We start from the raw sequence: 23,381 nt of genomic DNA, 5'->3' as shown, positions 1-23,381 counted from the left end.
TTTTATTTATTTTTTTTCCTGAGGCGTTTCCTGATCAAGTAAATCAGGGCGACTAAAATAAGAATAAAAGGCCAAACTTCGATTAACCAGAGAAAGAAATTGGATATTCCGTTAAAGCCCGATTTTAAAGCGTTTCCAATTTTTGTGCCATAGGAAACCGTAGCGCCGTTCTGAACAGCCGTGCGTTTGAAAAATTCAATGGAAATCGTGCTCATCGAAACGCGGTTTTGCAGGAATTTCAAGCGGCCTTCTTTGGCTTCGATTTCTTCTCTGATTTCAAATAATTTCTTTTCGACTTCGAGCATTTCCGAGACTTTTCCGGCTTTTTTGAGAAGTTCGAGATAACGGGATTCGAGTGCTTTTTTGGTTTTGATACGTGAGGCAACGTCGACAAATTCTTCGGAAACGTCTTCGGAAGCAATCTCTTTTCGCTCGAAATATTTTACGCCTTTGGATACATCGGCAATAAACCCGTCAAAATCGGCACTCGGAATCCGGAGCGTCAGATTTTTATACATCGAACTGTAATCAGTGCCTTCAGCATCCATTTGCACGATGCCTTTGTGTTTTTTTACGGCGGTTTGGATCTGCGCGTAGGTTTCCGCTAAATCTGAAGTTTCGAAACGCAGGCTGGCATTTTTGATGATTTTCGGCTCGAAATTTTCATCCGATGGCGATTCGACCGAACCTTCGGCAGCCGCTGCTGTTGTGTCGGCTTCAGTATTTTCGTAAGCAGCAACTTCGGCGGGCGCTGCATTTGGGCTTATTTTTTCATAAGCAAAGTTTTCTGTAGTTTCAGTCGTAGTTTCAGTTTCAGCGGCAGCTTCTTTACAGCCAACAATCAATAACAACGCAAAAAAACATAAGGCGATTTTCTTCATAAAGTTTTGGTTTAGAAGATTCAAACGCGAAAAGCATCAGCAATAGTATGTTAAAATGACTTATTCTGCTGTGGCAATCGCTTTGGCGAATTTTTCGAAAAGCTGGATGGTTTTAGTGTTGATTTCCTCGAAAGACAAGCGGTCTTTTGTCTGGTAGAAAAGCATGAAAATATAAGGCTGGTGGAGGTTTTCAGCCAAAAGGTTTTTGTTCAGGCGGTAGGTTTCCCGAAGCACGCGTTTGAAATAATTCCGGTCAACGGCTTTCTTGAAATGTTTTTTGGAAACCGAAACGCCGATTTTGACTGTTTGATTTTCTTCGTGTCCAAAATGCGCAGCAGCGTAAACCAACCGCAACGGATATTTAGAAACCGAAGTGCCTTTTGAAAACAACAAATCAATAGCGGTTTTGCTTTTAAGTTTTTCGTGTTTCGGATATGTCGCGTCTGTTTTCGGGCCATTGTGGCGCAAAGTTACGAAGTTTCAAAGTGGCAAAGTTTCAAAGTTTACAGTTTTGGGTTGAATTTTGGTAAAATTGGTTACTTTTATTTCGTAATTCAGAAACATCGCCAATGACAAGAAAATTACTTTTTACCGCTTTTCTCCTACTATCGCTGAATGCCGCCAATGCGCAGGAAACGTTTCACCGATATGCCGTCGGATTGGATTATGGCTTCGGAAATGAACTCAAAAATACCGATTACACTTACACCAATCGTTACCTCAAAGGGCAGATTTATTACAGGTTCAAACCCTACAAAAAACACAATTTTGAAATTTTGGTGCAGCCTGAAATCAATTTTGCGACGCACCAGTTGCTCAACTTGTATTTCGTAACTCCGGATGAACCGAACTATCAGGAATTGAGAGACAAATACACCAAATTAAAAGACATCCGCGAATATTCGATTGGATTCGGACTTTTGTACCGCAGACATTTTTCGGAACATTTCAGCATGTATATTCTCGGAAGCGTCGGCCGATGATTACCGATACGGAAACCGAAAGATTGTCGAAAGGCTTTGCATTTCAGGATACTTTTTCACTCGGATTTTCCTATAAAACAAATGGCGTAAACCTGGATTTTCGTCCCAATTTACGCCATATTTCGAATGCGGGCCTTCAGAGTTCGAACGCAGGTTTCAATACGCTGAACTTCGAATTCGGAATTTCCTTTCCGCTTTAATTGTAGATGTTGTAAACGATTTTTATATCGTCATAATTGATGTAAACCTGCTGGCGGTTGCCCTGGTTTTTGCGTGTAATGATTTCAATCGTGCAGCGTCCGCCATCATTGTCGATGCAATCCATCGTCACAACATCGTCATACTCTTTGAGATACGCCACGATTTTATACACCTGAATTTCACGAGAAGCCACCGTGACGCGGTTTTTATCGCCGTCGAGCGTAATGACAACAGTCGATTTTTCAAATTCTGACCATTCGCCCCATTTGCCCTGGGCATCTTTTTCAAGGATACTAAAACTCGAAGCCTTGAATTTATAGACCTGAGCCGATGCCTGTTGCGCACCGAAACTTAAAAAGAAACAAACCAATATCGTTTGAAGGAATTTCATATATCACAATTTTTGCGTTGTAAAATTACAAATTCTATTCCATAAATAAATGCAGCAGCCTGCCGGGACATTTTTCACCTAAAATTTGTCGGGTTAACGGAAAAGAATATCTTCGTACTCTAACCGAATATTCAAATAAAAATTGTGAACATGAAGAAATTACTACTGTTGCTTTTGCTTTTACCGGCATTTACTTTTGCCCAGAAAAAGAGGAAATTATCCAGAAACTGGCCAGTGCGACCTGTACCTGCGCCCAGCAAAAACCAACGCTTTCACAAACTGAAATTGGTTTTTGCCTGATTGAATCGTTAAGCAATCTCAGCGATAAGGAAAAGAAAGTGATTGGTTATAGAAGAAGACATCGCAGCATCGATTGAACGGATTGCAGAAAGCATCGGTGTGAAAATGGCGGTTACGTGTCCGGCAATTTTTACCAAAATGATGTCGGATGAATCGGATGAAAATCAGGCGCCGGCAGCTGTTGAAGAACCTAATCCGCTGTTTTCAGGCACTTTTGACTCGGTAAGCGCCAATGAATTCAAAACCATCACGATAATCAGTGACAGCAATGAAAAGAAATCGTTTATCTGGCTGTTCCCGTTTGATGGCGATTCGTTGTTCATCAAAAATAAAATCAGCAAAGGCGATAAGCTTGAAATCGAATACCGCGAGCAGCAATTTTTCGATGCGAAAACCAATGCTTACCGCACTTACAATGAAATTACCGGGATAAAATTATTGTAAGAAAATATTTACGATTATAACTACATTAAAATCTTGTAATTTATAAATATAATTATAGAAAACAATTGGCTGTCAATGCTTTAATTTTGAAATATAAATTGAAAGCACATTCGCGGGTTGAAGAAGCAACTGCCGGAAAAAGCGAATACCTCTATAACAAAAAACTCCCGGGACGTAACGGGAGTTTTTTTGTTGAGATGATAGAGACAAGACCGCTGTGCTGCAAGAAGAAAGACGCCTTGGTTTGTCTATAATCTTGCCTTGGTTTGTCTATAATCTTTTTGTCTTGCAGCACAGCGGTCTTGCCTCTTTCAGCGAAGCGGTCTATTTTCCAAAAACATTATTGTCTTTCTTCACATCAGCCATCAATCCGTCGGGGTCAATCGTGATTTTCTTAATCGAAGATTTCGCTTTAGAAATGATAAAATCGTAAGTCGGATAAGCCCACGCCCAATCTGCTAAAACGGTTCTTTTGAGTACCGGATGCTGGTTTGGTTTTTCGAAACTCATCATGCGCAGCGGAATGTAAAAAGTTTCTTTGCTGCCGTCGTTATATTCTACCAAAATATCCATTGGCATCGGCATCCTTCCGATTCTTTCGAGCGTTACAGTTGTTGTTGCGCCATTGTCAGCTACATTTTTGATGCCGTAATCGATGGTATTGGTCGTTTCGGCGAAATCGGTCAGGTACCAGTTGAGGTTGGCGCCTGAAACGCGTTCTGCGGTGCGCGTGATGTCATTTGGCGTCGGGTGTTTGAATTTAAAATCATGGTAATATCTTTTCAGTATTTGCATGAGGTTTTCTTTTCCTAAAAGATAAATCATCTGGCTCAGGAACAATTCGCCTTTTACGTAAGACGCAATGCTGTAACTGCGATTTTCATCATAACGGTCTGCGTGTGTCGTAAGTGATTGTTCTTTACCGGAATTGGCCAAGGCCGCATAAGTGGTGTAGGAACCTTCAAACGGATTGACAAGTTTTTCAGCAGCGATTTCATTCATGCCAATGTCTTCGAGAAAAGTCGTAAAACCCTCATCCATCCAGCCGTGCTTGCTTTCATTAGAAGCGAGGATGTGCTGGAACCACGAGTGCGCCATTTCGTGCGCTGTAGTGCCCAGAATGCCTTCATAAGTGCCGTTGCCGACAATCAGCGTACACATCGCATATTCCATTCCGCCATCGCCGCCCTGAATGACAGAATATTGGTCGTACGGATATTTACCGACGGTTTTGTTGTAAAATTCCATCAGGCGAACCGTTGTTGGCTGCAGCTTTTTCCAGTTATCGATAATCGCGGGATTATTTTTATAGATGAAATGAATCGTTGCTCCGCCCGGAACCTGTGCCGTATCGTGCAAATAATCTTTATCTGCCGCCCAGGTAAAATCGTGCACCATCGGCGCGATGAAATGCCAGGTCAGTGTTTTGGTTTTTGAAGGAATCTTCACATCAACGCCGGCATCCTGATAACCGTGACCGATTTCATTTTTGTTCTGAAGGTAACCCGAACCGCCCAAAGTATATGCTTTGTCAATCGTAATATTTACATCGAAATTACCCCAGACACCGTGAAATTCTCTTGCGATGTACGGATCGGCGTGCCAGCCTTCAAAATCAAATTCGGCGATTTTCGGATACCATTGCGACATCGACAATTCGACACCTTCGGAATTGTTGCGCCCGGAACGGCGGATCTGAACCGGAACCTGTCCGTCAAAATCTAACGTGAAAGTCGTTTTCTGGTTTGGAAGGATTGGTTTTGCCAGCGTAACTTCTAAAATTGTTCCGACTGTTTTCGCTTCTGCGGAAGCGCCGTCCTGCTTGAAATTGGTAATTTTCAAGAAGCCGATTTCATTCGGTTTCAGGTTTTTGATGCGGCTTTCCTTTACTTCCTTCCCGTCGACTTTTGTTTTTGTCACCATTCTTCCGTCAGGATCTTTAATGGCCTGAAGGCGCGCATCCATTTCGCTTCCCGGCTGGAAAGCGTTCGGGTACAAATGATAAAATACGCGTTTGAGCGTGTCTGGAGAATTGTTGGTGTAAACGAGTTCCTGTTTTCCTTTGTATTGGTAATTTTTGGTGTCCATAACGACGTCCATTTTGTAATCGACGTGCTGTTGCCAATAGCCTGTGCTTTGCGCGGATATTTTGGAAATACCAATGAATACGAAAGAGAACAACATTATTTTTTTCATCTGCAAACTATTTTGGTTAGGGAATTATAAATAAAAAACCTGCCGAAATATATTAAAAATTCCGGCAGGCTTTGCAACTTATTTCAGAAAAGCGATTAACCTTTTACGGTTTTTCCTTTGCCTTTTGACATTTTTTCTGCCATCTGTAACGCGTTGTAAGCGTTTACGATTTTGCCTGTTTTGGACAAATCTGCAAACGGACGGCTGTCTTTCGGGTCACCGGCAACATTTACATTGCCCGGAATTGCAGTTCCTGAATCCATAATGATATGCTTCACTTGTTTTGCCGATAATTTCGGATAGTAAGAACGAATCAAAGCCGCAACACCGGCTACATTCGGAGACGCCATTGAAGTTCCCTGAAGATACTGGTAAGAATCGTTCGGTGTTGTAGCATAGATTTTCACGCCAGGCGCAAAAACGTCAACATTTACTTTTCCGTAATTTGAGAAATCGGCAATCATTTCAGGTCCGTATTTGTTATCCAAAGCGCCGATTGTCAAAACATTGTCTGCGAATTCTGTTTTCTTGTCATCAGAATCATTCGGGAAATTATTGTCAACATCGATGTCATTCGAATCATTTCCGGCAGCATGAACAATCAAAACATCTTTGCTTTCCGCATATTTGATGGCATCGTAAACCCATTGTTTGTGCGGGAAAAGCTTTTTCCGAAACTCCCGTTGATGACCTTCGCACCATTGTCAACCGCGTAACGGATGCCAAGCGCGATGTCTTTATCGTACTCATCACCATCCGGAACGGCACGAACGGTAAGGATTTGCACGTTGTTGGCAATTCCGTCACCGCCGATTCCGTTGTTGCGGCTTTGCGCTACGATTCCGGCAACGTGTGTCCCGTGAAGGATTTCTTTCTTATCCGGACCATTACATTGTTATTTCCGTACGTTTTTTTAGAAAAATCGTCGGCATTGTCGTTAAGGACTTTTCTGTAGTCAACTTTCAGGTTGTTTTCGTCCAAAAGTGCGTTGAAACCGTCGATGCCGTTTTTCAATTCGTCTTTTACAGTCGCAACCTGTCCGTAATTCATCATTTGCTGCAAAATCATTTTGCTTTGCTGGATTTTCGGATCTGTTGAAGAGATTTTCGCCACTTCTTCAGCGGTGTAAACTTCTTTACCCAATTCTTTCTGGATAACAGCATCGGCATCAGTTGTGCCTTTCAACATCATTTCATATTGCTGCAAATTACCCTTTGCTTCGCCTACTTTTGAATCGTATAAGGCTTTCGCTGCGGCGTATGTTTTCTCGTCAACAAGGCTTTTATTGGCAAGGATTCTTTCGTATTCCAAATGCTCTTTGGTGATATCGCCAAGGAAATTCCATCCGTGGATGTCGTCGATGTAACCGTTTTTGTCGTCATCAATGCCGTTGCCCGGAATTTCTTTTTGTTCGTCCAGATTACCGAAACCAAGTCCGGATGCTCGATATCCACTCCAGAATCAACGATTCCGACGATAACCGGCGTACTTTTCCTGTTTTTCAGCAATTCGGCGTAAGCCTTATCAACGCTCATTCCCGGGACGCTGTCTTTTGCAAGGTCAAGATGGCTCCATCTTTTCAAATCGGTTTCGCTTAATTTGCCTTTTTTGCCTGTAAAATTGGCGGTTTGCGCATTCATCGAAAGCGATAAAACCAGCGCTGCGAAAAGCGATAAGCAGCTTACATTTATATTCTTCATTTTTTTAAATTTTTATTTTATGATTGGTCAAAAATAGTTGGTCTTTGTTACAAACCCGCAAATAATTAACATTAATTTAGTATGCTGTTTACTGTCAGTATTTTGAAAGTCAGTTGATAACTTCCCCACGCCTGAATCGCATAATATGAAACCACTCAATTTACGATAACGAAATTTAATTTCTTTGCAGCAGGGAAGCACCAACCTATCCGTTTTGACCGGCGCGCTGCTTGATGTCTTCTGCGCCGCCGGCACGTTTTCTTTGCGTTGCATTTCCACCGAAATTATAAGTGTAGGAAATCACGGCAACACGCGTGTCGCGGTTCACGTCGAAATGTTCTTTATAACCGGTAAATTCTGTGTTGGCAACCGCGCCGCTTGTAAAGAAGATATCATTAAAAGCGAATTTAAGCGTGCTGTTGCTGAATTTTTTCTGCAATCCCAAATTGACTGACCAGATGGGCTGCACATCCATAAAAGCGTAGACTTCGCGACCGCGGTAATCGCCGGTAAATTCTGCCGAAAATCCTTTTCCGAGCTTGATTGTGTTTTGTGAATTGAGGTTGTAAGTGAGGTTGCCCTGGTTAATGAGTGTTGTATTGGCAACAGTTCCAGAGTAACTGCCATAATATACATTAATGCTGTTGTTGTTCGACCACCATTTCGTGATTACAACCGGAAAGGTCACAAACAAGCCGTAAACATCGGCGGTATTGAGGTTTTTATTGGTTTGTACAGTAAGTTTCTGGTCGCCGTCGGAAGGCGCGATGACTTCGGTAATATTATCTGTCGTCCTTGAAAATGAAAGCGTCGTATAAATTTTCTGGTCATAAACATGTGTCACTTCGATGGCATGCGTCGTTTGTGGTTTCAGGTACGGATTCCCTTCGCGATACGTCGTCGGATCCAGAAAAAACTTAAACGGATTGAGCTGGTCGTAACTCGGGCGTGTGATGCGTCGGCTGTAATTAAAATCGACGCTGTTCTTTTCATTAACGGTATAAGTCAGTAAAGCGCTCGGAAAAAGCTGTGTGTAACTGCTTTTAAAAGAAGTGTTATTTACAAGTTGGTCGCCGGTAACATTAGTATTTTCAATCCTCAAACCTAAAGTGGCGCTCCATTTTTCACTGAGTTTTTTCGACGCATTTGCATACACCGCATTGATGTTTTCTTTGTAAATGAAATGATTGCTTTTTGTAGAATCCAGCACCTGAACCACATTGCTCACGTCGTAAAACATCAGGTTATTATCAGCTTTTACATAACTTGATTTGATTCCGGTTTCGAGTTTTGTCTTATTTTTAAGGAAAGTCACGAAATCAGATTTTAAGGCGAAAATATTAAGGTTGCCGTTCAGATCTCCATGCAATAAATACGCAGGATCAGATTCATTTCCGCTGAGGTCGAAATAATGGGTGTCGAAATTCTGCTGTGTTTTGTTGCCGTAATTCGCATAATCAAAATCGGTCGTCAATTCAGTCCCCAAAGTATCCGCGACGAATTTGTGATTTAAATTTATCGATTGATTGTGCCATTTGTCGCGCGAATGATTGAGCGTTTCAAAACTCGAAATTTTCGTATCGGTGGCATCCAGGACATCAGAAGTATTGATGCCGCTCGGGTTGAATTTATTGCTCACCGCGTTCACCACAATCCCGAAAGTATGTTTTTGGCTTGCATAAAAATCAGCGCCGGCACGCACAATGTGGTTGCGGAAATTCATCTTCAGGAAATTGTCCTGCACATAAGCGCCCGTAAAATTGCCGTTCTCATAAAACCGCCTGTCCAGCAGCAATTTATTGAAAGCCTCGCGGTAGGCGAAGTTGTAACTCCCGAAAATATTGACCTTTTTATTGCGATGGTTCAGATTGATACCGTTGTTGGTTTTCGGAAATTGTCCCTGCCCGTAAGAAGTTGAAATGCTGCCGCTGGTGCCGATTTGTTTATTCTTCTTCATTTTGATGTTGATAATCGCCGAGCCCGACGCATCGTATTTTGAAGACGGATTGGTGATAAATTCAATCTTATCAATCGCTCCTGACGGAATGCCTCGCAGATAATTGGCCAGGTTTGTGCCTGACATCGGCGAAGGTTTTCCGTCAATCTGCACGATGATGCCGCCTTTTCCACGCAGGCTGATGTTGTCGCTGTTGTCGATTCTCACGCCGGGTGCTTTTTCCAGCACTTCAAAAGCAGAACTTCCGGTGTTGGCAATGCTGCTTTCAACGTTGAGGATCATTTTGCCTTCCTGCCTTTCTATGTAAGGTTTTGCTTTTGAAATGACGACTTCATTCAAATCATTGATTTCCGGTTGCAGAATAATCGTCGGTAAAGTCAAGTTTTTAGCAGCGGAAAATGAGGTTCCCGAAAATCGATTTTTTCCATTAACGCTGATTTTCATCGAATAAGCACCGGACGAAATATCCTCAAAAACAAAATTCCCGTTTTCATTCGAAGTTTCTGTCTTGATGAGTTTTTCGCCTGAGGCATCCATCAGGTAAATGACGGCGTCGGCTACGACTTCCTGTTTCTCCGATAATACGTTTCCTGAAATCGAGATTTTAAGTGCATCGGAATTCTGACCGTAAATTATTGTCGTCATTGCCGAAATCAGCATGAAAGTGATGATAAAAATGATTCTGATCATGATGTTCAAATTTTTTTGATGATGATTATTTACAATTGGCGATGATGGTTTTGAGTGTGTCGTTCAAGGTTTTGAGTGCTTCAGAAGAAATGCCGTTGAGCGCCGTTTTTCGGTTTTGAATTACGAGGCTTTGTACTTTTTCTATGATTGATTTGCCATCATCGGTGACTTTCAAATCAGTTTTCCGGCGGTCTTCGGGATGCACTTCGCGCGTCAGGTAAGCCGATTTCACCAAAAGTTCGATAATTCTGGTTACCGAAGCGTTGTCCTTGAAAACCATTTCGCCCAATTCCTGTTGCGAAATCCCCGGATTTTCCAAAATCGATTTGATAATCAGCCATTGATCGATGGTAATTGTGTAGCCGTTTTCACGAAGTTTTTTTTGCGCATAAACCCTGTAAGTGCGTATCGCCTTGTCGATTGTATAAAAAGTAATGTCGTTGAGTTTTTCCATTGCTGTAAAATTTATCCAAACATAAAAATGACTTATCAATATTTGATATATCAAATAAAATTTACCAAGAATTTATTTTTTTGAATTCTTGACGATATGACGTTGTTTAAGAAAAATGTTACAAAACATCTTCACATTTGAAAATTTCTTTCAAGCGAACACCTTTTTCCGTGTTTTCAACGGTAATGATTTCATTGTGCGCGTCGTGTTCAAGGAATAGATAGTAGTTGTTTTCTGCGACAGTTGTTAAAAATTTTGCTTTTTCAGGCAATGTCAAAAGCGGTCTTGTGTCATAACCCATCACATACGGCAATGGCAAATGCCCGGCAGTCGGCAGTAAATCCGCCATAAAACAAATCGTTTTGTCTTTGTATCGGATCTGCGGAATCATCATCTTTTCGGTATGCCCGTCGGCGAAGAAAATCCCGAATCCCAAACCGGAATCTTCGAGAAAATCACTTTCAGGTCTTTTGATAAAATTAAGTTGCCCGCTTTCCTGCATCGGCAGGATGTTTTCAGAAAGGAACGACGCTTTTTCTCGCGGGTTCGGCTTTGTCGCCCATTCCCAATGGTTTTCGTTCGTCCAGAATTTTGCGTTTTTGAATGCAGGTTCGTAGCCGGTTTTGTCTTTATTCCACTGCACGCTACCGCCGCAATGGTCAAAATGCAGGTGCGTCATGAAAACGTCTGTCACATCGTCGCGGCTGAAGCCATGTTTCGCAAGCGATTTGTCCATCGAATGCGTTCCCCAAAGCGAATAATAGCCGAAAAATTTCTCCGATTGCTTATCGCCCATGCCGGTATCGATTAAAATCAGGCGGTTGCCATCCTCAATCAAAAGGCATCTTGCAGCCAGATCGATGAGGTTATTCTCGTCGGCAGGATTGGTTTTCGTCCAGATGGTTTTGGGCACTACGCCAAACATCGCGCCGCCGTCGAGTTTAAAATTGCCGGCTTCGATTGGGTATAGTTTCATGGATTTCAGATTTCAGATTTCAGATTTCAGATTCGACTTTCGACTTTCGACTTTCGACTTTCGACTTTCGACTTTCGACTTTAAAAAGCGCAATTTAAGAAATCTGAGTCGCATTCGCGAAACCGCATCACTAATTTCTATCCGCGTATTCGTTATAAAAATGTTATGATTATGGAAAAAAGTAAATATGGCGTATCTTTGCAGCCTAATTTAGACAAAATCAATTTAAAATGATAAAAGTATCTGAATCGGCTAGCAAAAAAATCGCAGAGATGATGAAGGATGATGGTTTTGATGCGGCCAGTGATTATGTGCGCGTAGGCGTAAAAAGCGGCGGTTGTTCGGGTTTGTCTTACGAACTTAAATTCGATAAAGAACTGGGCGAAAACGACAAGGTTTTTGAAGATAATAATGTGAAAATTGCGGTTGAAAAGAAATCATTCCTGTATCTCGCCGGAACGGTTTTGGAATTTTCGGGCGGATTGAACGGAAAAGGTTTCGTGTTCAACAATCCTAATGCCAGCAGGACTTGCGGTTGCGGCGAATCATTTTCGTTATAATTAAGACCAGAAATTCTAAGCCGTCAGATGAAAAGCAGCCAGCAGTACGCCGACATTTCTTATAAAAAATTTTCAGCGGCCAAAGGCAACCAGCATATCGCGACTTTATTCGCACTGAAAAAAATCGTCGATCTGATACAATCGGAACGCCCGAAAAATGTTTTGGAAATCGGCTTGGGAATTGGCAGTATTTGTGATACGATTCTGGAATTCGCAAACAACACCAATACGAACCTGAATTATTACGGGACAGAAAACAACGACTTTTGCCTGCATCAGTTGCCTTTAAATCTGAAGGAAAATTATAAAAGGCTAAAGCTTTATCCGACATTGGCAGACGTGCCGCGAAATATAAAATATGATTTGGTAATAATAGACGGCACAGACGATTCGTTAGAGAATATAAAAGAAATTATTACCAAAAATGGCGTGATTTTTATAGAAGGCGACCGTGCATGGCAATCAGAAAAAATGAGGGAATTATTCCCTGAAAATTTATACGTGCATTGCATTTCAAATTATAAAAATCCCGATTACGGCCGATTTTCAAGCGAACATTGGTCGGGCGGAGGAAAACTGATTTATGTTTCGCCAACAATAAAGCAGAAATTAAATTACATACGCGAGCGATTGCGAAGCTCTTACAGAGACAGAATTCTTCGCACGTATTAAATAATATTGACATCACAATTTTTGAATCAAACAAAAATGAGTAAATACACCGAAGACGATTTAAAGATCGAACTCGAAAATAAAGAGTACGAATACGGATTTTATACCGATATAGAATCTGAAACGTTTCCCATCGGGTTAAACGAAGATATCGTTCGTGCGATTTCAACAAAGAAAGAAGAGCCTGAATGGATGACCGATTGGCGCATCGAAGCCTTTCGTGCCCTGGCAGGAAATGAACGAGCCAACCTGGGCGAATGTACATTACGAAAAACCTGATTTTCAGGCGATTTCATATTATTCTGCACCTAAGAAAGTCGACCCAAGCAAAACTTTAGATGACGTCGACCCGGAATTACTGGCGATGTACAAAAAACTCGGCATCTCTTTAGACGAACAAAAAAAGATGAACAATATCGCGATGGATATTGTAGTCGATTCGGTTTCAGTAGCCACGACTTTCAAGAAGACATTGTCTGAAAAAGGCATCATCTTCTGCCCTATTTCCGAGGCGATTAAAGAACATCCGGAATTGGTGAAAAAATATTTAGGAACTGTAGTGCCGCAAAAAGACAATTTTTACGCAGCATTGAATTCGGCTGTTTTTTCTGATGGAAGTTTCTGTTATATTCCGAAAGGCGTCAGATGCCCGATGGAATTGTCTACGTATTTCCGTATTAATCAAGCCGGAACCGGACAATTTGAAAGAACTTTGGTGATTGCTGATGAAGGAAGTTACGTGTCTTATCTCGAAGGCTGTACAGCGCCGAGCCGCGACGAAAATCAACTGCACGCCGCTGTCGTTGAACTGATCGCGCTCGATGACGCAGAAATCAAATATTCAACCGTTCAAAACTGGTATCCGGGTAATAAAGAAGGAAAAGGCGGTGTCTTCAACTTCGTAACCAAACGCGGATTGTGCGAAAAAAATGCAAAGATTTCCTGGACACAAGTCGAAACCGGCTCAGCAGTTACCTGGAAATACCCGTCATGCGTATTGAAAGGCGATAATTCGGTTGGCGAATTCTATTCGATTGCCGTAACCAATAATTTTCAGCAAGCTGACACCGGAACGAAGATGATCCATTTGGGGAAAAACACCAAATCGACGATTATCTCAAAAGGAATCTCTGCCGGAAAGTCACAAAACAGCTACCGCGGATTGGTGCGAATTGGCGCAAGAGCTGATAACGCCAGGAATTTCTCTCAATGTGATTCGCTTTTGATGGGCAACAATTGCGGTGCGCACACTTTCCCGTACATTGAAAGCAAGAATACGACGGCTAAAATCGAACACGAAGCGACGACGAGTAAAATCGGTGAAGACCAGGTTTTTTATTGCAACCAACGCGGCATTCCGACAGAAAAAGCAATCGCTTTAATCGTAAACGGATTCAGCAAAGAGGTTTTGAATAAATTGCCAATGGAATTTGCTGTTGAGGCGCAGAAATTGCTTGAAATTTCATTGGAAGGAAGTGTTGGATAAATTAAATTTAAAAAATATGAATGACTTTTATAATAAACTTTCGGAATTAACCGAAAAAGGGCAAATCACTAAGACGGTTTCATCTACCAAGGGGGATATTTTTGTTAAACAACCAGATCAGAAAACTTCCAGAATTGTGCATAATGGAACATGGGAAATTGAAAAATATTTTCATGGGGATGAGTGGATTGCCGACAGAAATATTATTACACTAGAAAGCGGTGAAGTTTATGAAGATAGATTGTCGCTATTCTCTGGATTTTACAATTTATAACATGCTACAAATACAAAACCTCCACGCTTCAGTAGAAGACAAAGAAATATTAAAAGGCATCAACCTCGAAATCAAAAAAGGTGAAGTGCACGCCATCATCGGACCGAACGGTGCCGGAAAAAGTACGCTTTCCTCCATCATCGCAGGCAATGAAAACTACGAAGTTTCAGAAGGCGAAATCTTCCTTGACGGCGAAGAAATCTCAGAACTAGCGCCGGAAGAAAGAGCGCACAAAGGCATTTTCCTTTCGTTCCAGTATCCGGTGGAAATTGCGGTGTTTCAGTGACGAATTTTATGAAAACCGCCATCAATGAAACGCGAAAAGCCAACGGAAAAGAAGAAATGCCGGCGAACGAAATGCTGAAACTCATCCGTGAGAAATCAGAATTATTAGAAATCGACCGCAAATTCCTGTCGCGTTCCTTAAATGAAGGATTTTCAGGCGGCGAGAAAAAAAGAAACGAGATTTTCCAAATGGCGATGCTGGAACCGAAACTCGCGATTTTGGACGAAACCGATTCAGGACTCGACATCGACGCACTCAGAATCGTCGCCAACGGCGTCAACAAACTCAAAAACGAAAACAACGCAGTGCTCGTCATTACACACTACCAACGTTTGTTAGATTATATCATTCCGGATTTCGTTCACGTTTTGATGGACGGAAAAATCGTAAAATCGGGCGATGCGTCATTGGCGTTGGAATTGGAAGAAAAAGGCTACGACTGGATCAAACAGGAAATGGAAGCTTAAATAAAAATATAACCATTAAGCAATTAAGAGCCATTAAGCTTAATCTACTTAATTTCTTAATGGTTTAAAATTGACAAGGTTACTGGTTGGAATCCAGTCTAGGTCACAAAAAATGTTTCAGATACTGAACCAATAAAATGGATTTAAAAGAAAAATTAGTTTCATCTTTCATGGCTTTTGAAGAACAAATCGATGTGAATTCAGATTTGCACGACATCCGTACTTCAGCCATCAAAAACTTCGAAAACAAGGGCTTTCCAAGCAAAAAGAAGAAGCCTGGAAATACACATCGCTCAATTCCATCCTCAAAAACGACTATTCTGTGTTCCCGAAACACGATAACGCAGTCGAATTTAAGGATGTAAAAAAGTACTTTTTACACGAAATCGACACGCACAAAGTCATTTTTGTCGATGGTGTTTTTTCGTCATTTTTATCGGCAACGACACACGACGGACTCGATGTTTGCCTCATGTCATCGGCATTAAATAAACCAAAATACACAGAAACTATTGAAAAATATTTCAATAAAATCGCCAATAAAGACGAAAGCTTAACGTCGCTAAACACCGCATTTGCAAACGAAGGCGCTTACATCAACATCCCGAAAAACAAGGTTGTCGAAAAACCGATCGAAGTCATTTATTTTTCTACAGGAAAAGAAAATGCCTTGATGGTGCAGCCGCGAAACCTCGTTATTGTGGGCGAAAATGCACACGTTCAAATCATCGAAAGGCACCAGAGTTTGAATGAAAATCCAGTCTTGACGAATTCCGTTACCGAGATTTTTGCCGAACCGAGCGCCAACGTCGATTACTACAAAATCCAGAATGATTTGTTGTCGGCGAACCTGATCGACAACACTTATATTTCGCAAAAGCAATTGAGCCGTGTTTCTGTGCACACGTTTTCTTTCGGCGGAAATATCACCAGGAACAACCTGAATTTCTACCATTTTGGCGAAAGAATCGACAGCACTTTAAAAGGAATTACGATTGTCGGCGGCAAACAGCACGTCGATCATTATACTTTAGTGAACCACGCGACGCCCAATTGTGAAAGCCACCAAAACTACAAATGCATCCTGAACGACAGCGCAACCGGCGTTTTCAACGGCAAGATTTTCGTAGAAAAAGAAGCGCAGAAAACCGATGCTTTCCAAAAGAACAATAACATTTTATTAAACGACAAAGCGACAATCAACGCCAAGCCGCAACTTGAGATTTTTGCCGACGACGTGAAATGCTCCCATGGCTGCACCATCGGCCAACTCGACGAAAATGCGATGTTTTATATGCAGGCGCGCGGCATACCGAAGAAAGAAGCGAAAGCACTTTTGATGTATGCATTCTCGAATGAAGTCATTGAAAGCGTGCGTATTCCGGAGTTGAAACAACGCGTGAATAAGATTATCGCACAACGTCTGGGCGTGAATTTAGGATTTAATTTATAGAGAAGAAAGACCGCTTCGCTGCGAGAGTCAAGACCGCTTCTGAAAGATAAAAAACAAAGAAGCAGGAAAGAAATTACTCTTTCCTGCTTTTTTTATATTAAAACCTAAAGTCTTGCTTCTTGCAGCGAAGCGGTCTTGGCTCTTTTCTCTAAACTTGCAGCGAAGCGGTCTTGCAATGAAATGGTCTTTATTCTTTCAGCGCCAGCGGTCTTACACTGCCAACAATCCCCTTCAAAAACCCATTAAAATCAAACGAATCGCCCTCCTTCAACCCCATTCTCACAATCACCAAATCCTTCGACGGAATAATAAAAACCATCTGTCCCTGAAAGCCATTACAGGAATATATGTCCCGCGGCGCATCCGGATAAAACCCGCCGGCATTGAGCCAAAAATGTGCGCCATAACGCCCGTTGGAATCGTTGGTAGGCGTTGCGACGTATTTCGCCCAGCTTTCATCAAAAATTTGTTCGCCATTCCAGTTGCCTTTGTGCAAATACAGCAAACCGAATTTCGCCCAATCGCGCGTCGTCGCCCAACCGTAAGAGGAACCAACGAAATTTCCGGCCATATCAGTTTCAACAAGCATTGAATTCATGCCCATCTTATCAATAAAAGCCGAATACCAAAAATCCAAGTATTCCTGATGCGTTTTGAATTGCTGCCGCAGAATTCCGGATAGCAAATTGCTTGTTCCCGAAGAATAATTCCAATGGGAATTGGGCGCAAAAGCTGCTTTCTTTTCGAGTTGTACTTTGCCCATATCTTTCGCTAAAAACAGCATTGTCGTGGCATCGGAAATCGTTTCGTAATCTTCGGCTCGATTCCAGGCCGCTGTTCATGTGCAGCAGATCGTTGATGGTGATTTTTTCGCGTTTGTCGTTTTTCCATTCCGCAATCGGCGCGGGTTTATAAATGTCGATTTTGCCTTGCTTTTGCAACACGCCGAACATCGTAGCCGTGATGCTTTTCGTCATCGACCATCCGAGGATTTTCGAGTTTTTGTTGAATCCGATATCGTATTTCTCGGCAATGATTTTGTCTTTATAAATCACCAAAACTGCCCGTGAACGCTTTAGTTTTTCATTATTTTTATCAAAAGCATCCGCGACGGCGTTGTTCAGTTTTTTATAATCGATATTATCAAAAATCGTGTCTTTCGGTTCCTGATTTCCATACGGAAAAGGCAGGTTATTTTGCAGTTTTGTGCGTTTCGGAATTTCATACGGCTGGGAAACATCAAAATCATCATCAATCAAAGTCGCACCCAAACCTTCGCGGTAAATCGCTTTTCGTTCTTTGAGTCCATAAACTGTTGAGGTAGCGGATTTTCCGTTTTCATCGATTTTATTTTTCGCCAACTTTACAAGCGGAATGTCGTTGTCGCCGGATTCAATCAGCGTTAGCGGACGGTTGTCGATAAAATGTGCCGATGCTACGCTTTTCGCTGAAAATCCTGAAATCAAATCGAGTTTCGGATAATTCAGGGCAATGACAATGGCAATTCCAAAGAGCAATATCAAAAGCGCAATCTTAAGTTTTTTCATGAAATGGATTTTCAGTAAATGTAAGAAACAAAGTGCAAAGTTTTGCCCTGAACCCTGCACCTTATACCCTGGACCTATCCAAAACAAATAACATAATATTGAGGTTTTTCGTTTCAGGATTTAGTACTTTTGTATAGAATTTTTCTAAATAAAAATGTTAGACATTAACAAGATAAGGGCTGATTTTCCGATATTGAACCAAAAGGTAAACGGCCAGCCGCTCGTTTATTTTGACAACGGCGCGACTTCTCAGAAACCGCAGGTTGTGATTGACGCGATTGCTAAATATTACAATGAAATCAACGCCAACATTCATCGCGGCGTACATACTTTAAGCCAGCTGGCGACCGATGCTTATGAAGCGTCGCGAAAGAAAATACAAAGCCACATCAATGCGAAATTTGCACATGAAGTCTTGTTTACTTCGGGAACGACTTTCGGTATCAATCTCGTTACGAACGGATTTGCGTCAACATTGAAACCTGGCGATGAAGTTTTGGTTTCGGCACTTGAACATCACAGCAATATCGTGCCCTGGCAAATGCTTTGTGAAAAGACCGGTGCCATTTTAAAGGTAATTCCCATCGATGAAAATGGCGAATTGATTGTTTCTGAGTTTGACAAATTGCTTTCTGAAAAAACTAAAGTAGTCACTTTAAACCATATTTCAAACGCGCTCGGCACCATCAACCCGATTGCCTATATTATTGAAAAATCGCATCAATTCGGTGCGGCGGTTTTGGTTGACGGCGCACAGGCTGCTCCGCATTTAAAACCCGATGTGCAGGCGCTCGATTGTGATTTTTACGTCTTTTCCGGGCATAAAATCTGCGGCCCAACCGGAACCGGAATCTATACGGAAAGGAAGAATGGCTCAACAAATTCCCACCCTATCAAGGTGGCGGTGAAATGATCCGGGAAGTGACTTTCAAAAAAACGACTTATGCCGGATTGCCTCATAAATTTGAAGCCGGAACACCGAATATCGCTGGAGGAATTGTATTGGGAACTGCCATCGATTACCTCAATGCAATCGGATTTAACAACATCCAAAAACAGGAAAAGGAATTACTGGCTTACGCGACCGAAAAATTGCTCGCGATCGAAGGTTTAAAAATTTACGGCCCGACTGACTTAAATAAAAAAACATCCGTAATTTCGTTCAATATCGACGGCATTCATCCGTTTGACATCGGAACGATAATTGATAAGAAAGGAATAGCGGTCAGAACCGGTCACCACTGTGCGCAGCCAATCATGAATTTCTTTTGTATCCCGGGAACGATAAGGGCTTCCTTTTCTTTTTACAATACAAAAGAAGAAATCGACCTGATGGTTGCAGCGGTTGAAAAAGCCCGGATAATGCTCTCTTAAAAACAAGATTTATGAAATTCCTATCAATATTATTTTTGCTTGTGATGGCCAAAGGCTGCGACCCGAAGCGCAATGCGGAAATGAAGAAAACCCAGATAGAATATACCGCCATTTCACGAGGGAAATATCTGAACATTAATATTAAGGACGAAACGCTTTCGATTGTTCCGAAAAGGGATGCGGATGCAAAAGTTTATGAATTGAAGTCGGCTGACTGGAAAGCATTAGCTGATTTATATGTAAAAGTCGATTTGGAAAAACTATCGTCGTACAAAGCACCAACCGAAAAAAGATTTTACGATGGCGCTGCGATTGCAAGCCTTCGCATCGTTTATGAAGGAAAAACGTATGAATCAGTGAGTTTTGATCACGGCAACCCACCTGTTGAAATTGCTGATTTTGTCAATAAAATCGTTTCATTTTCTAAAGATCTGACGCATGACAATTAAGGAAACACAACTGGAGGTTCTCGACGAAATGTCGATGTTTGATGAATCGATAGAAAAAATGGAATACCTGATCGATATGGGAAGAACGCTCCCGAAAATCGACGACAAATACAAAACAGACGAATATCAAATCAAAGGCTGCCAGTCGGATTTATGGCTTAATGCCGAATTAATTGATGGGAAAATTGTGTTTACCGCTAGTGCTGCAGCGATGATTCCGCGCGGCATCATCGCAGTACTGATCAGGGTTTATTCAAACCAAAAACCTGAAGATATCCTGAACGACGATACAAATGCATTTATAAAAGCTGCCGGGCTGAATGATTTTTTCCAGATGACGCGTTCCAACGGACTCGAAATGATGATCCGCCAGATTAAATTATACGCACTGGCGCTTGAAACCAAAATAAAAAACTGATTATGGAAGAATTTAACGATACAATCAATTTAGGGGAAAATGTGGTGAAAGTTTTAAAGGGCATTTACGATCCTGAAATTCCCGTTGACATTTATGAACTCGGATTGATCTACGACGTGATGGTCAATGAAGAAAATCAGGTGAAAATCCTGATGACGCTTACTTCTCCGAATTGCCCGGTGGCTGAATCTTTGCCGCAGGAAGTCGAAGAAAAGGTCAATAAAATTGAACACGTTACCGGCTGTGAAGTCGAAATCACTTTCGATCCGCCGTGGACAAAGGATTTAATGAGCGAAGAAGCGAAACTCGAACTTGGAATGCTTTAATCAGATTGCAGTCGGCAGCCTGTACCCTCCAAAACCCTGAACCGATGGAAGAAATTATAAACAAAGTCGCCAACAGCGTGCTCGAAGTTTTCGACCTTGAGGATTATTATCCAAAGGGAATCCGCACGCAAATTGACATTTCACAATGGCTTTTCGAAGGATTTCTTTTAAGGGAAAAAGATTTTCGGGAAAGCCTCAAAAATCACGATTGGTCGCAATATCAGAACCAATATGTTGCTGTTTTTTGTGCTACGGATGCAATCGTTCCGGCTTGGGCGAATATTCTGGTGACGGTTTATGCCTCGGAATTTGCAAAAAAAGTCGTAAACGGAAATCTTGAGGATTTGGAAACCGCATTGTATCAGGAAATCCTGCCAACACTCGATTATTCCAGATACGAAAACAAACCGGTAATACTCAAAGGCTGTTCGAAAAAACCAGTTCCCGAAAGCGCTTATGTTGTTGCGGTACAGTATTTGCGGCCATTCGCCAAAAGCATTATGTATGGCGAAGCCTGTTCGGCAGTGCCTTTGTACAAAAAAAGTAAAGCTTAAAAGTCAAATTTAAAACAAACTGAAATGAAGAAATTTGCAATCATAGCGGCATTTATTCTGGCTGCATTTCATGCGAATGCTCAGGAAACACAATCTGAAGATGCCGTAAAGCCTGAAGATACGACCAAAGCCTGGCACACGAAAGGCAACGTTTCATTGCTTTTGAACCAGTCGAGTTTCAGCAACTGGGCTTCGGGTGGCGAAAACAATATTTCGGGAACAGCCGGAATCAATTACGATTTCAATTATAAAAAGGACAACATCAGCTGGGACAACAAGGTTTTGGCTTCTTACGGATTGGTGAAGACGAATCATTCCCAATATGAGAAAAAGACAGATGACCGTTTCGAATTCAATTCCCTTTTAGGAAAAAAAGCAACGGGAAAATATTGGTATTATTCAGGATTTCTTAATTTCAAGACACAATTTACAAACGGTTACCTTTATAGTAAAGACAGTAATGATGCGGAAGTGAGGACTAAAAATTCAGGATTCATGTCGCCTGGTTACCTGACTTTTGGCCCGGGCTTATTATGGAAAAGAGATGATAACTTAAAATTCAACCTTGCGCCGGCAACTTCTAAAATGACTTTTGTAGACAGGGCATTTACTTCGGGAATTGGTTATGTTGACGGCAGTTATTTCGGTGTTGACCAAGGGAAAGCATTCCGATATGAACTCGGTTTTTACGCTGCTGCTTATTATAAACATGATGTACTCGCCAATGTCACATTTGAAAATATCCTGAGCCTTTACAGCAATTATCTTGAAGATCCGCAGAATGTCGATTTGGATTACCAGCTCAACATCATCATGAAAATCAACCGGTATTTGTCTACGAACATTTCGTTTCAGGCAATATATGACGATAACGCTTTCAGGGGATTCCAGATCCGTCAGGTTGTTGGATTGGGCGTGAACTTCAATTTGTAAAATCCCAAAGAAAAATTCCAAATTCCAATTCTGCAGAAGATTGGAATTTGGAATTTGCTTTTTAGAATTTAATCTTCTTCTCCACCGCATCCTTATAATCCGGATACAGGAATTTATTGTAAGGGAAGCGCGTGATGTGAATCTGTCGCACGGCTTCATAAACGCGTTCGCGGAATTCCTCAAAATTCTCTTTATTGACCGCCGAGATGAACAACGCGTTTTCTGCGCCGACATTTGACATCCAGGTTTGTTTCCATTCGTCAAGCGTATAATGGCGCTTGGTTTTTTCGGTAATCAGATCGTCTTCGTCAATCGTAAGATGTTTGTAGGCATCAATCTTATTGAAAACCATGATTACGGGCTTATTATCGCTCTTGATATCGGCCAGCGTTTGATTCACCGATTCGATGTGCTCTTCAAAATCAGGATGGGAAATGTCAACGACGTGCAGCAGTAAATCAGCTTCGCGCACTTCATCGAGCGTACTTTTGAATGAATCGACCAATTGTGTTGGCAGTTTTCTGATGAATCCAACTGTGTCTGATAATAAGAACGGCAGATTTTTAATCACGACTTTCCGAACCGTTGTGTCAAGTGTCGCAAATAATTTATTTTCTACAAAAACGTCACTTTTACTGATGACATTCATCAAGGTCGATTTCCCGACATTCGTATAACCCACCAATGCCACTCGTACCATCGCACCGCGGTTGCCGCGCTGGATAGACATCTGCTTATCGATTACTTTAATTTTGTCCTTTAATAAGGAGATGCGGTCGCGAACAATCCGGCGGTCGGTTTCAATCTCGGTTTCTCCCGGGCCGCGCATTCCGATACCACCTTTCTGGCGTTCGAGGTGCGTCCACATTCCGGAAAGCCTTGGCAATAGATACTGGCATTGCGCCAGTTCGACCTGTGTTCTCGCATAAGACGTCTCGGCGCGTTGTGCAAAGATATCCAGGATGAGGTTAGTTCTGTCTAAAACCTTGCAATTGAGAATTTTAGTGATGTTTTTTTGTTGGGAAGGCGACAATTCATCGTCAAAAATGACAGTTGAAACACCATGCTCCTTTATATATAGGTGAATCTCCTCCATTTTTCCGGTGCCGACAAAAGTTTTCGGATTCGGGCGTTCCATCTTTTGCGAGAAGCGCCTGATGACTTCGCCGCCGGCGGTGAAGGTGAGGAATTCGAGTTCATCGAGATATTCATTGAGCTTTTCCTCGCTTTGATTCTGCGTGATTATTCCAACGACTATTGTTTTTTCAAAACTGATATTTTCTTTTTCCAGCATAATTGTAAATCTGACACAAATTTAGTGATTTGTTAGGGATTTCGGCAGCTAAACTGTTGTAAAGAAATCCCACAAAACCGAACTATTTAGTTAAATATCAATTTAACGTTAGATT

At 41.7% G+C, this 23,381-nt stretch carries 19 protein-coding genes and 6 pseudogenes; 15 read left to right on the top strand and 10 right to left on the bottom strand.

Features of this window, described 5'->3' with window-relative positions; all coding sequences use genetic code 11:
* Positions 1-2 precede the first annotated feature (2 nt).
* Both ACSLFW_RS03115 and rnpA read right to left on the bottom strand, forming a co-directional pair.
* Entirely contained in the window at positions 3-881 is an 879-nt protein-coding gene (locus ACSLFW_RS03115; protein WP_436554604.1) for a DUF4349 domain-containing protein, read from the bottom strand.
* A 60-nt stretch (positions 882-941) separates the two neighbouring features.
* Positions 942-1,349 carry a ribonuclease P protein component gene (gene rnpA, locus ACSLFW_RS03110; protein ID WP_436554603.1) on the bottom strand — a complete coding sequence of 136 codons (408 nt, stop codon included), beginning with the start codon at positions 1,347-1,349 and terminating at the stop codon, positions 942-944.
* Positions 1,350-1,450: 101 nt separating this feature from the next.
* Here rnpA and ACSLFW_RS03105 point away from each other — a divergent pair, with 101 nt between their 5' ends.
* Together ACSLFW_RS03105 and ACSLFW_RS03100 are read left to right on the top strand one after the other, a co-directional pair.
* Positions 1,451-1,864 carry a hypothetical protein gene (locus tag ACSLFW_RS03105; RefSeq protein WP_436554602.1) on the top strand — a complete coding sequence of 138 codons (414 nt, stop codon included), beginning with the start codon at positions 1,451-1,453 and terminating at the stop codon, positions 1,862-1,864.
* Positions 1,861-2,064, top strand: a complete 204-nt coding sequence (locus ACSLFW_RS03100) for an acyloxyacyl hydrolase (RefSeq protein ID WP_436554601.1) — start codon at positions 1,861-1,863, stop codon at positions 2,062-2,064. Before ACSLFW_RS03105 ends, ACSLFW_RS03100 begins: the two co-directional genes overlap by 4 nt.
* Here the strand turns inward: ACSLFW_RS03100 and ACSLFW_RS03095 are convergent.
* Positions 2,061-2,456 carry a hypothetical protein gene (locus ACSLFW_RS03095; RefSeq protein WP_436554600.1) on the bottom strand — a complete coding sequence of 132 codons (396 nt, stop codon included), beginning with the start codon at positions 2,454-2,456 and terminating at the stop codon, positions 2,061-2,063. The two genes, ACSLFW_RS03100 and ACSLFW_RS03095, sit on opposite strands and share 4 nt — an antisense overlap.
* 342 nt (positions 2,457-2,798) lie before the next feature.
* Between ACSLFW_RS03095 and ACSLFW_RS03090 the strand changes: the two genes are divergently transcribed.
* A complete protein-coding gene (locus tag ACSLFW_RS03090; protein ID WP_436554599.1) occupies positions 2,799-3,200 on the top strand; it encodes a hypothetical protein in 402 nt (133 codons plus the stop codon).
* A gap of 324 nt (positions 3,201-3,524) precedes the next feature.
* Here ACSLFW_RS03090 and ACSLFW_RS03085 read toward each other — a convergent pair whose 3' ends face one another.
* The 5 genes and pseudogenes from ACSLFW_RS03085 to ACSLFW_RS03065 form a co-directional block, all read right to left on the bottom strand.
* Positions 3,525-5,396 (bottom strand): M1 family metallopeptidase, encoded by a 1,872-nt coding sequence (locus ACSLFW_RS03085; RefSeq protein WP_436554598.1) that lies wholly within the window; start codon positions 5,394-5,396, stop codon positions 3,525-3,527.
* 95 nt (positions 5,397-5,491) lie between these two features.
* Positions 5,492-7,096: pseudogene (locus tag ACSLFW_RS03080) on the bottom strand (S8 family peptidase).
* A 205-nt stretch (positions 7,097-7,301) separates the two neighbouring features.
* Complete coding sequence (locus ACSLFW_RS03075; protein ID WP_436554597.1) at positions 7,302-9,743, bottom strand: TonB-dependent receptor domain-containing protein; 2,442 nt, start codon at positions 9,741-9,743, stop codon at positions 7,302-7,304.
* A 25-nt stretch (positions 9,744-9,768) separates the two neighbouring features.
* Positions 9,769-10,197 (bottom strand): MarR family winged helix-turn-helix transcriptional regulator, encoded by a 429-nt coding sequence (locus ACSLFW_RS03070; RefSeq protein ID WP_436554596.1) that lies wholly within the window; start codon positions 10,195-10,197, stop codon positions 9,769-9,771.
* Between the two features lie 118 nt (positions 10,198-10,315).
* Entirely contained in the window at positions 10,316-11,173 is an 858-nt protein-coding gene (locus ACSLFW_RS03065) for an MBL fold metallo-hydrolase (protein ID WP_436554595.1), read from the bottom strand.
* A 230-nt stretch (positions 11,174-11,403) separates the two neighbouring features.
* On the opposite strand from ACSLFW_RS03065, the gene ACSLFW_RS03060 reads away from it, so the two are divergent.
* From ACSLFW_RS03060 to sufD, 6 genes and pseudogenes are all read left to right on the top strand, one after another.
* Entirely contained in the window at positions 11,404-11,733 is a 330-nt protein-coding gene (locus ACSLFW_RS03060) for a HesB/IscA family protein (RefSeq protein ID WP_436554594.1), read from the top strand.
* Positions 11,734-11,760: 27 nt separating this feature from the next.
* Positions 11,761-12,405: a hypothetical protein gene (locus ACSLFW_RS03055; RefSeq protein ID WP_436554593.1), complete on the top strand. Its 645-nt coding sequence runs from the start codon at positions 11,761-11,763 to the stop codon at positions 12,403-12,405.
* Positions 12,406-12,441: 36 nt separating this feature from the next.
* Positions 12,442-13,891 (top strand): annotated as a pseudogene (sufB, locus tag ACSLFW_RS03050) (Fe-S cluster assembly protein SufB).
* A 16-nt stretch (positions 13,892-13,907) separates the two neighbouring features.
* Positions 13,908-14,165: a hypothetical protein gene (locus tag ACSLFW_RS03045; RefSeq protein ID WP_436554592.1), complete on the top strand. Its 258-nt coding sequence runs from the start codon at positions 13,908-13,910 to the stop codon at positions 14,163-14,165.
* A gap of 1 nt (position 14,166) precedes the next feature.
* Positions 14,167-14,918 (top strand): annotated as a pseudogene (gene sufC / locus ACSLFW_RS03040) (Fe-S cluster assembly ATPase SufC).
* Positions 14,919-15,055: 137 nt separating this feature from the next.
* Positions 15,056-16,371: pseudogene (gene sufD, locus ACSLFW_RS03035) on the top strand (Fe-S cluster assembly protein SufD).
* A gap of 187 nt (positions 16,372-16,558) precedes the next feature.
* Here sufD and ACSLFW_RS03030 read toward each other — a convergent pair.
* Positions 16,559-17,918: pseudogene (locus ACSLFW_RS03030) on the bottom strand (serine hydrolase domain-containing protein).
* A gap of 154 nt (positions 17,919-18,072) precedes the next feature.
* Here ACSLFW_RS03030 and ACSLFW_RS03025 point away from each other — a divergent pair.
* The 6 genes and pseudogenes from ACSLFW_RS03025 to ACSLFW_RS03000 all read left to right on the top strand — a co-directional run bounded on the left by ACSLFW_RS03025 (position 18,073) and on the right by ACSLFW_RS03000 (position 21,972).
* Positions 18,073-19,292 (top strand): annotated as a pseudogene (locus tag ACSLFW_RS03025) (aminotransferase class V-fold PLP-dependent enzyme).
* Positions 19,293-19,303: 11 nt separating this feature from the next.
* On the top strand, positions 19,304-19,741 hold the full coding sequence (locus tag ACSLFW_RS03020; protein ID WP_436554591.1) for a hypothetical protein: 438 nt from the start codon (positions 19,304-19,306) through the stop codon (positions 19,739-19,741).
* Complete coding sequence (locus ACSLFW_RS03015; protein ID WP_436554590.1) at positions 19,731-20,159, top strand: SufE family protein; 429 nt, start codon at positions 19,731-19,733, stop codon at positions 20,157-20,159. Before ACSLFW_RS03020 ends, ACSLFW_RS03015 begins: the two co-directional genes overlap by 11 nt.
* A 2-nt stretch (positions 20,160-20,161) precedes the next feature.
* Positions 20,162-20,485, top strand: a complete 324-nt coding sequence (locus ACSLFW_RS03010; RefSeq protein ID WP_436554589.1) for an SUF system Fe-S cluster assembly protein — start codon at positions 20,162-20,164, stop codon at positions 20,483-20,485.
* A 44-nt stretch (positions 20,486-20,529) separates the two neighbouring features.
* Positions 20,530-21,039 (top strand): DUF2480 family protein, encoded by a 510-nt coding sequence (locus tag ACSLFW_RS03005; RefSeq protein ID WP_436554588.1) that lies wholly within the window; start codon positions 20,530-20,532, stop codon positions 21,037-21,039.
* A 24-nt stretch (positions 21,040-21,063) separates the two neighbouring features.
* On the top strand, positions 21,064-21,972 hold the full coding sequence (locus ACSLFW_RS03000; protein ID WP_436554587.1) for a DUF3078 domain-containing protein: 909 nt from the start codon (positions 21,064-21,066) through the stop codon (positions 21,970-21,972).
* Between the two features lie 61 nt (positions 21,973-22,033).
* Here the strand turns inward: ACSLFW_RS03000 and hflX are convergent, their stop codons facing one another.
* Positions 22,034-23,266 carry a GTPase HflX gene (hflX, locus tag ACSLFW_RS02995; protein ID WP_436554586.1) on the bottom strand — a complete coding sequence of 411 codons (1,233 nt, stop codon included), beginning with the start codon at positions 23,264-23,266 and terminating at the stop codon, positions 22,034-22,036.
* Between the last annotated feature and the right edge of the window lie 115 nt (positions 23,267-23,381).

The sequence above is a fragment of the Flavobacterium sp. 3HN19-14 genome, assembly GCF_051373205.1.
Classification (GTDB): domain Bacteria; phylum Bacteroidota; class Bacteroidia; order Flavobacteriales; family Flavobacteriaceae; genus Flavobacterium.
This window is presented reverse-complemented; position numbering and strand designations above follow the sequence as displayed.

Coding starts and splice junctions, on each gene's coding strand:
- ACSLFW_RS03115 (WP_436554604.1), bottom strand. CDS start 881: ATGAAGAAAATCGCCTTATGTTTTTTTGCGTTGTTATTGATTGTTGGC.
- ACSLFW_RS03105 (WP_436554602.1), top strand. CDS start 1,451: ATGACAAGAAAATTACTTTTTACCGCTTTTCTCCTACTATCGCTGAAT.
- ACSLFW_RS03100 (WP_436554601.1), top strand. CDS start 1,861: ATGATTACCGATACGGAAACCGAAAGATTGTCGAAAGGCTTTGCATTT.
- ACSLFW_RS03095 (WP_436554600.1), bottom strand. CDS start 2,456: ATGAAATTCCTTCAAACGATATTGGTTTGTTTCTTTTTAAGTTTCGGT.
- ACSLFW_RS03085 (WP_436554598.1), bottom strand. CDS start 5,396: ATGAAAAAAATAATGTTGTTCTCTTTCGTATTCATTGGTATTTCCAAA.
- ACSLFW_RS03075 (WP_436554597.1), bottom strand. CDS start 9,743: ATGATCAGAATCATTTTTATCATCACTTTCATGCTGATTTCGGCAATG.
- ACSLFW_RS03070 (WP_436554596.1), bottom strand. CDS start 10,197: ATGGAAAAACTCAACGACATTACTTTTTATACAATCGACAAGGCGATA.
- ACSLFW_RS03065 (WP_436554595.1), bottom strand. CDS start 11,173: ATGAAACTATACCCAATCGAAGCCGGCAATTTTAAACTCGACGGCGGC.
- ACSLFW_RS03060 (WP_436554594.1), top strand. CDS start 11,404: ATGATAAAAGTATCTGAATCGGCTAGCAAAAAAATCGCAGAGATGATG.
- ACSLFW_RS03055 (WP_436554593.1), top strand. CDS start 11,761: ATGAAAAGCAGCCAGCAGTACGCCGACATTTCTTATAAAAAATTTTCA.
- ACSLFW_RS03045 (WP_436554592.1), top strand. CDS start 13,908: ATGAATGACTTTTATAATAAACTTTCGGAATTAACCGAAAAAGGGCAA.
- ACSLFW_RS03020 (WP_436554591.1), top strand. CDS start 19,304: ATGAAATTCCTATCAATATTATTTTTGCTTGTGATGGCCAAAGGCTGC.
- ACSLFW_RS03015 (WP_436554590.1), top strand. CDS start 19,731: ATGACAATTAAGGAAACACAACTGGAGGTTCTCGACGAAATGTCGATG.
- ACSLFW_RS03010 (WP_436554589.1), top strand. CDS start 20,162: ATGGAAGAATTTAACGATACAATCAATTTAGGGGAAAATGTGGTGAAA.
- ACSLFW_RS03005 (WP_436554588.1), top strand. CDS start 20,530: ATGGAAGAAATTATAAACAAAGTCGCCAACAGCGTGCTCGAAGTTTTC.
- ACSLFW_RS03000 (WP_436554587.1), top strand. CDS start 21,064: ATGAAGAAATTTGCAATCATAGCGGCATTTATTCTGGCTGCATTTCAT.
- hflX (WP_436554586.1), bottom strand. CDS start 23,266: ATGCTGGAAAAAGAAAATATCAGTTTTGAAAAAACAATAGTCGTTGGA.